We start from the raw sequence: 8,160 nt of genomic DNA on the forward strand, positions 1-8,160 counted from the left end.
GGACGAGCGGATAGCACAGATTCTTAATTCTGAGGGCATAAATATTGCTCGGAGAACCGTTGCGAAGTATCGTCAGCAAATGGGCATACCATCGGCAAGAATGAGGCGGATTTAGTTATTTTTCACTTGCATTTTAAACCATGAACACTATAGATAAACTGATTCGGGGCGTGGCGCAGTCTGGTTAGCGCACTAGCATGGGGGGCTAGGGGTCCCCGGTTCAAATCCGGGCGCCCCGATTTATTTTAATAAACCATGAGAAGACAATCGAAAATAACCTCGCCTAAAGCCCTTGAAACCGAAATTCAATTCGAAAACAAGGTTCGACCCCAAAATCTTGAGGAATTCGTCGGACAGGAGAAAATTAAGTATAAATTGAAAGTATACATAGACGCTGCGAAGGGCAGGAATGAACCTCTTGATCACATAATTTTCTATGGTCCACCAGGATTGGGGAAAACTACCCTTGCGTATATCGTTGCAAGGGAAATAGGAGTTCCCATAAAAACTACATCAGGCCCGATGCTTGAAAGACCCGCCGACCTTATAGGGATACTTACATCGATAAAACGAGGCGAGGTTCTATTCATAGATGAGATACACAGGTTATCACGAACTGTCGAGGAGTTTCTATATTCTGCCATGGAGGATTTTTTCATCGATATAGTGCTCGACAAAGGTCCCCATGCTCGGACAGTGCGTCTTAATCTCGAACACTTCACGCTTATAGGTTCAACAACTCGAGCAGGACTTATATCTGCGCCTTTACGCTCAAGGTTCGGCATAATAGAACGTCTTAATTACTACACTGAGGATGACCTCACAAAAATAGTAATGCGCACCGCAAGGATTATTGGAGCTGAGATAGAAATAGATGCTGCAAGAGAAATAGCACATAGAGCCCGTGGCACGCCGAGAATAGCCAATAGGATTCTAAGAAGGATACGAGATTTCGCTCAGGTGGACGGATTTCAGCGCATAACGAAGGAATCAGTAGAGAAAGGATTGAGCCTTTTGGAGATAGATCGTGAGGGACTGGATGAGATGGACAAAAGGATACTCCTTGCGATAATAGAGAAATTTGGTGGTGGACCTGTGGGACTAAAAACCCTTTCCATGGCTGTCGACGAGGACATGGGAACGATAGAGGAGATTAACGAACCTTTCCTTATTCAGAAAGGTTTTATCCAGATAACTCAAAGGGGTAGGATGGCAACCAGAAAAGCGTACGATTACTTTTCTATACCCTACCCAGAATTGAATCTTTGGAGGAACAGGTAAAATACTTTGGAGGTAAATGATGAAGTTCGCTATAAGAATATTTTCGATTGTGCTTATGGTTATTTTTGGGATGTTTGTTCTTTCCCAGGGCATCGAATACGAGCACATTCTTTCGCGTTCCAAGGATGATTTCACGCCAAATCTTTTGGGTTCTTCGATGCTTATTTCTTCTATGGAGAAGACCTTCGTTAATATCGAGCTTGTGGTTCGCGTTGGAAGAAGATCCGCGCAGACTAAACTTACATACGGAAAACACATAGACTTTCACCCAGTTTTCAACAAGACTGGTGATTGGCTTGTTTTCGATTCTGACAGGAACAAAAAAATAGCCATATGGTCTCTTTCTCTTTCCAGCGATAAGCCCGAGCTTCTAATACATGAGCCGGGGAGAATGTGCTTTGGAGCGCAAATATCCAGCGATGGCGAAAAGATTCTTTACAATACCGCAGATTTTATCGACCCAGGCTGGTGGTCAATGTATGTTATTCCGCCGCCTACCAAATACCGCGATAATATGGAAATCCTGATAAGGAACCTGAAAACCAATAAAGACAAGTTCATAACGAAAGGTTTTCTACCTTCTTGGAACCCCGACGAAACAAAAATAGCTTTTTCGGATGTCGTTGGGGATCAGTGGAAAATTTTCATCCTCGACCTCAGCAGTTTTTCGAGAACTCAGATAACATCGGGGAAAACAAACGATTTTTACCCAAGCTGGTCAAAGGATGGTAGATGGATAGCATTTTCATGCCAAAATGATTCAGGGTTCACGGATATCTGCGTTGTTAATGTTTCCACTCACAAAATTTTTAACCTTACGAAAACGCCAAGAATAACTGAAGGCGGACCATTTTGGGCCGAGGAGGGTATATATTTCCATGCTGACAACGGCGAAAATACACCATACGATATAGCATTCATCCCCAAAGACGCTGTATCAAAGGCTATCGGTGTGCCAACATTGTCAAAGCCTTTCGAAGAAGGGCATCCCATAGTAAAAGTTCTTAATAGCACAAACATAAACAAGCTCGCAGCTCGCACGGCAGAACTGCTGAAAAGACACGGCATAACAGTTGCCGAAGTTGGAAATACCAAAAGAGAGCGTAATCTTCGACATGGAAAGATATACTACAAAAAAGGCTACAAGGACCTTGCCACCAAAATAGCACTTATAATACCAGGCGACCAGTATATCTACCTCAGAAGCAACATTGATGCGGATATTATAGTTATTCTGGGGCGTGATACACGATATAAACGATAAAAACAATTATGTTATTGAAAATTATTTTTCATCCGCTATAATCTTTTGGTTCAGGATGATGTTGTGTTTTGCTGAGGTTAAAATATTTTAGTAGAATACTCAAGTTTTGAATGCAGAATATGAACTACAGATTCGCCAAAATAGAGGATGCGGTAAACGACCTTAAACAGGGCAAGCTCGTTATAGTTGTTGATGATGAGGATCGTGAAAACGAAGGTGACTTCATCGGTGCCGCACAGCTTGTCACACCGGAGATGATTAATTTTATGGCGAAAGAGGGACGCGGACTTATATGCGTGGCGCTTACTCCGGAGCGAATAGAAGAACTTAAGCTTAAGCCGATGTCCGAGGAAGGAAACGCGATTCATGGAACTGCATTCACCGTGTCAGTAGACTATATTCACGGCACCACGACTGGAATTTCGGCTTTCGACAGGGCTAAAACCATAAAGGCGCTTGTCTCATCAGATACGAAGCCGGACGACTTTGCAAAACCCGGTCATGTCTTCCCGTTAAGGGCGGTTCCCGGAGGAGTCCTGAGACGAGCTGGTCACACTGAGGCTGCCGTTGACCTTGCGAGAATAGCCGGGCTATATCCTGCTGGTGTGCTTTGCGAGATAATGGATGAGGACGGAAATATGGCTCGTCTGCCGAGGTTGTTCCAGATAGCTGAAAAGTTCGGGCTTAAGGTTATAACTATAGCTGACCTCATAGAATACAGAATGAGAACCGAGAAACTTGTCGAGCGAGTCGTACGAGCTCATCTTCCCACCAAGTGGGGGGATTTTGACATCATAGTTTATAGGGACATACTTACAGACGAGCATCACATAGCGCTCGTTAAAGGAGATGTTGCTGGGAAAAAGAATGTTTTGGTGAGGGTGCATTCACAGTGTTTTACGGGAGACCTTCTTGGGTCGCTTCGGTGTGATTGTGGTGACCAGCTTCACGCTGCCATGCGTCAGATAGAGGAAGAGGGGCTTGGTGTACTTCTATATATGCGTCAGGAGGGAAGAGGAATAGGTTTAATTGAAAAAATAAAAGCGTACCACCTTCAGGACCTCGGTTTCGACACTGTTGAGGCTAACTGCCGTCTCGGGCATGATGCTGACCTCAGGGATTACGGGATAGGAGCTCAAATTCTCGCTGATTTAGGACTTACTACTATAAGGCTTCTTACCAATAATCCCAAAAAAGTTATTGGACTCGAGGGCTATGGTCTCAAGATAGTTGAGCAGATACCTATTGTTGCCGAGCCGACACCTTACAATGTGGATTACCTTCGAACGAAAAAAGAAAAAATGGGGCATAAAATTCCCGATGATGTGCTGAAAAAAGTAGGCAATAAAAACGATAAAGAAAAGTAATTCCCGATTTTTATTCCTTTTGAGGGTTACCACCAAAATTTTTTGAAATTATGGCTCGTCTGGGTTTGGACATAGGCAGCAGATTCACAAAACTCGCTTACGCAAAGGATAGTCGCACTGAATTTTCGATGTTTGATTCCGCAACATTCTATCGCGAATATGGAACACCATCGCCGAATGGTTTTGTTATAAACCTTAGGAAACTTGGCTTTGGGGATGATTTGGAGGTCGTGGCTACTGGATACGGCAGAGAGCGAGCCAGGCTATCGGGTGCAGTGGAAATACCCGAAATTCAGGCGCACGCGCTGGGAGCAATGAAAAGCACCGGCGAAAAAACATTCACTTTAATAGATTTTGGTGGGCAGGATACGAAAATAATAAGAGTCGAGCAGGGAATGGTGGTTGATTTCACCACATCGGATCGCTGTGCTGCCTCCACTGGAAGATTCCTCGAGAACATGGCGAAAGTCCTCGGTATGGAACTTGATGAATTATCGCAATACTACGAGGACCCCGCCGAGATAAGCTCTACATGCGCGGTTTTTGCTGAGACTGAGCTTCTCGAAAAAATATCCATGGGAATACCGATAGAGCGTCTTGCCGCTGGTGTTAATTATTCAATAGTTAAGAGGTTTGCTGCTATGATACGTCGCTTCCCTGCGGACCGTGTTGTGGCGACTGGTGGCGTGGCTAAAAATAATGCCGTTATAAGATTACTTTCTGAAGAACTTGGCGTCGCAGTCTTGGTCCCCAAAAAACCCCAGTTTATGGGAGCATTAGGTTGTCTTGTTTACGAAGTGGGGGATGAATAATGCCATACCTGTTGCTGTTTAAAACAATGACAAAGCTTTATGAAGCGGAATCAATCTTAAGAAGAGAGGGGATTAGATTCGACATGGTTCCTGTGCCTGAGGAAATTCTGGATGACATGTGTGGTGAGATGGCGTTAAAAGTCTGGGACAGGGAAGCTTTAGAGATGTTTGACGAAATAAAGGTAGTTGAGGTTGAGGAATAGACTTTGAACTATTTTATATAATTAAGACTTACCCGAAATTTTCTATTATCAACTTTTCGAGTTTTTCTTTTTCATTTAAATTTGGGTCTTCGAGAACTTTTTCGAGCAGAAAGTTGAGCACTTCACCAACTTTTTTTCCGGGTGGAATTCCAAGGATTCGCATAACATCGTGACCGTCCACAGCGAGGTCCTTTACCGATAGAGGAGGTTTTTTGGACAGTACCTCGTAAACTCTGTTTTTATACTTTATCTCGGCTTCGAGGTCTCCGTGTCCCTGTGCTTTTGTGTCGGCGAATCTGAGTTCGAAAAGTGGCTCCAGCAGTTCCTCACCGACTTTGCGGATAAATCTTCGTATCCCTTTTTCAGTTTGAGCGTGCGTGAACATGTGAAGCCTTACTAATTTTGCGACATTATCTGCCAATTTGTGCGAAAATGCGAACTTTTTAAGCCATCTGCTGGCGACTTTTGCGCTGCTTTCTTGGTGGCCATAAAATCGCGCTCTGCCATCATCCCCGATAATTTTGTGGCGTGGTTTGGTGATGTCATGGAAAAGAGCAGCGAAGCGCACGAGAAGGTCAGCTCGCGTCTCATCCACAGTGCGGAGAATGTGTTCGAAAACATCGTAGGCGTGTATTCCGCCCGGCTGAGATACGCCAACACATTCCGAAAGTTCGGGCAGAATAACTTCGAGCGCGCCAACCTCATGAAGGCATTTTAATGCTATCGAGGGCTTTTCGAGAAGCATTATTTTGCCGAATTCATCTCCTATGCGTTCTTTAAAAACGGTTTGTAGTTTGTTTGCGCATTCTTTTGCTGCTAAAAAGGTTCCATCATCGATTTTGAATCCAAGCTTTGAGGCAAGTCTGCACATCCTTAGTATTCGCAGTGGGTCGTCAATGAAGGCATTTTTCCCTGTAGCGCGTAGCAATCTATTTTCTAAATCCTCCAAGCCTTTCAATGGGTCTATTACTTGCTTTTTAAGAATGTCCCATGCAATGGCGTTTATCGTGAAATCCCGGCACTTTAAGTCGTCAATAAGGGACATTCCCGGCTCCGGTATACTGCCCGCTGGCGTTCTTCGCGATGGGACCACGATGTCGAATCTTTCGCCTTTATACCAGAATCTCACAAGGTTGAACGATTTGCCAACAAGCTCCGCACGACCTATAGGACTGAGGATTTCTACGAGATCAGTAAGTTTCGGACCGCGAACCAATACGTCTCTGTCCTGAGTGGGAAGTCCAAGTAAAACATCGCGAACATAACCGCCGACATAGTATATCTCATTGGCGTTAGAACGCAGAACTTCGAGAACTTTCCGCGGTAAAGGCTTAAATTTTATTTTCGATTGCGAAATCGCCATTTTCGAAATTAATTTATAACAGTTACTAAATTTATCTAAAACATCGGAACAGACAATTATTAACTTTTTGGAGGTTTTATGAAACTTGATTTTTCGGGTAAAACTATCCCCGAGGTTGTGTTCACCACTTGCGAGCGATTTCCAAATAAGGTGGCTTTAATGGTTAATAGTGGTGACGGCACTTTTGAGGAGATAACATATTCCCAGCTTATGGATAAGGTCGTAAGGCTTTCGTCTTTTATTCAGCGGAGTGGCTTTGAAGCTGGAGAACACATTGCAATCCTTGGGCACAATTCGCCGCAATGGGCTATAGCTTATCTTGCGATTCAGACAGCGGGTTGCGTAGCTGTTCCGCTCGATTCCGCACAGCGTCCAAACGAGCTAAGACACATTCTGCGCCACTCAGATTCGTCCGCTATCTTTCTCGACAAAAATTTCCTTAATGTGCTTTCGGATGAGGTTGAGGATTACTTTCCTGACCTGCCGAGATTTGAGCTTCAGAACATAGATATTATAATAGATACCGAGACATCGCCAAAACCGCCAAGATTCGCCAAATCCCAGGACGATGTAGCCGTTATAATATACACCTCGGGGACAACTGGTGCTCCTAAGGGCGTCATGTTGACCCACAAAAACATCCTTTCCGATATTGACTTTATGTTCAGGGTTATTACCGTTACTGAGAAGGATACATTTTTATCAGTGCTCCCTATTCACCATTCATTTGAGGCTACATGCGGTTTTCTTGCACCATTAACTATAGGATGTAGCATTGTGTATGCGCGTGCGCTTCGGGCGAAGGAAATCCTTGAGGATATAAAAGCTTGCGGTGTAACTATTATGCTTGGTGTGCCCCTTCTTTTCGAAAAATTCTATAGCGGCATAAAGAAAGGAGTGAGTAAAAGCGGGTTAATTGGCAGGTCTATTTTCGGCGGCGCAATGGGAATAAGCAAGGCATTGAAAGTGTTCTCAAAGAATTCTGGCAAGCTAATAATGAAACCATTCCGCAACAAAGCTGGCATGGGCGGGTTGAATCTTCTTATATCTGGTGGTGCCGCGATAAAACCTGAGGTGGTTAAATTCTTCAACAATTTCGGAATAACATGTTCACAGGGCTATGGTCTTACGGAGACATCACCGGTGGTTTCCGTTAATCCCATAAATAAAATTAAGGCTGAGTCTGTGGGACCTCCTATACCAGAAGTTAATGTGAGAATAGGTAATCCAAACGAAGAAGGGATTGGCGAGATTCAGGTTAAGGGACCGATAGTTTTCGCTGGTTACTACAAAAACGAGGAAGCTACTAAGGAGGCGTTTACTGACGATGGCTGGTTCAGGACTGGCGACCTTGGGTATATCGACAAAGACGGTTACATATACATAACTGGAAGGCTTAAAAATATGATTCTAACATCGGGCGGGAAAAATGTTTATCCTGAGGAAATAGAGGAGAAGATAAATTCGCATGATGTCGTGCTTGAGTCACTCGTTATCGGAAGAAAGACGAAAGGCTGTGAGGAACCTTTCGCCATAGTAGTGCCAAACTTTGACTACATTGACGAGAAATACGGGTCGATGAGCGAGTCGCAGATAGAGTCGTTGATAAGAGGCGTTATCGAGGATGTTAACAAGAAAATTGCGCCCTACAAGCGGATTAAAGGGTTTGCTATTCAGACAGAGGAGTTCCCCAAAACATCCACGAGGAAAATCAAGAGATACCTTTATCAAGCCAAGGAGTTCAGGGTTTGAGATGTTGACAACCCACGAGCTTATCTATAGAATAAAATCAAGCGCCCATAGCTCAGCTGGATAGAGCGTCAGCCTCCGGAGCTGAAGGTCGCAGGTTCAAATCCTGCTGGGCGCGAAA

The 8,160-nt window shown here is 44.2% G+C and carries 8 protein-coding genes and 2 tRNA genes; 9 read left to right on the top strand and 1 reads right to left on the bottom strand.

The genetic code is table 11. The features are described from left to right. The 7 genes from J7J62_03770 to J7J62_03800 all read left to right on the top strand — a co-directional run. On the top strand, positions 1–115 hold a 115-nt coding region (locus J7J62_03770), incomplete at its 5' end, for a hypothetical protein (protein ID MCD6124274.1). Between the two features lie 49 nt (positions 116–164). Next, a tRNA-Pro gene (locus tag J7J62_03775) sits at positions 165–239 on the top strand. Positions 240–255: 16 nt separating this feature from the next. After that, positions 256–1,281 (top strand): Holliday junction branch migration DNA helicase RuvB, encoded by a 1,026-nt coding sequence (ruvB, locus tag J7J62_03780; protein ID MCD6124275.1) that lies wholly within the window; start codon positions 256–258, stop codon positions 1,279–1,281. Between the two features lie 19 nt (positions 1,282–1,300). Further along, entirely contained in the window at positions 1,301–2,545 is a 1,245-nt protein-coding gene (locus J7J62_03785) for a LytR C-terminal domain-containing protein (protein ID MCD6124276.1), read from the top strand. A 119-nt stretch (positions 2,546–2,664) separates the two neighbouring features. After that, positions 2,665–3,912 carry a bifunctional 3,4-dihydroxy-2-butanone-4-phosphate synthase/GTP cyclohydrolase II gene (locus J7J62_03790; protein MCD6124277.1) on the top strand — a complete coding sequence of 416 codons (1,248 nt, stop codon included), beginning with the start codon at positions 2,665–2,667 and terminating at the stop codon, positions 3,910–3,912. 50 nt (positions 3,913–3,962) lie between these two features. After that, positions 3,963–4,724, top strand: coding sequence for a 2-hydroxyglutaryl-CoA dehydratase (locus tag J7J62_03795; GenBank protein MCD6124278.1), 762 nt, complete (start codon positions 3,963–3,965; stop codon positions 4,722–4,724). After that, complete coding sequence (locus tag J7J62_03800) at positions 4,724–4,927, top strand: DUF3343 domain-containing protein (GenBank protein ID MCD6124279.1); 204 nt, start codon at positions 4,724–4,726, stop codon at positions 4,925–4,927. Before J7J62_03795 ends, J7J62_03800 begins: the two co-directional genes overlap by 1 nt. A 28-nt stretch (positions 4,928–4,955) precedes the next feature. Here J7J62_03800 and J7J62_03805 read toward each other — a convergent pair whose 3' ends face one another. Further along, positions 4,956–6,290: an HD domain-containing protein gene (locus J7J62_03805; protein MCD6124280.1), complete on the bottom strand. Its 1,335-nt coding sequence runs from the start codon at positions 6,288–6,290 to the stop codon at positions 4,956–4,958. 78 nt (positions 6,291–6,368) lie between these two features. Here J7J62_03805 and J7J62_03810 point away from each other — a divergent pair, with 78 nt between their 5' ends. Both J7J62_03810 and J7J62_03815 read left to right on the top strand, forming a co-directional pair. Further along, on the top strand, positions 6,369–8,042 hold the full coding sequence (locus J7J62_03810; protein ID MCD6124281.1) for a long-chain fatty acid--CoA ligase: 1,674 nt from the start codon (positions 6,369–6,371) through the stop codon (positions 8,040–8,042). A gap of 41 nt (positions 8,043–8,083) precedes the next feature. Continuing rightward, positions 8,084–8,157, top strand: a tRNA-Arg gene (locus tag J7J62_03815). The last annotated feature ends 3 nt before the right edge of the window (positions 8,158–8,160 follow it).

This window comes from bacterium (genome assembly GCA_021159335.1).
In the GTDB taxonomy this organism is placed as follows: domain Bacteria; phylum UBP14; class UBA6098; order B30-G16; family B30-G16; genus JAGGRZ01.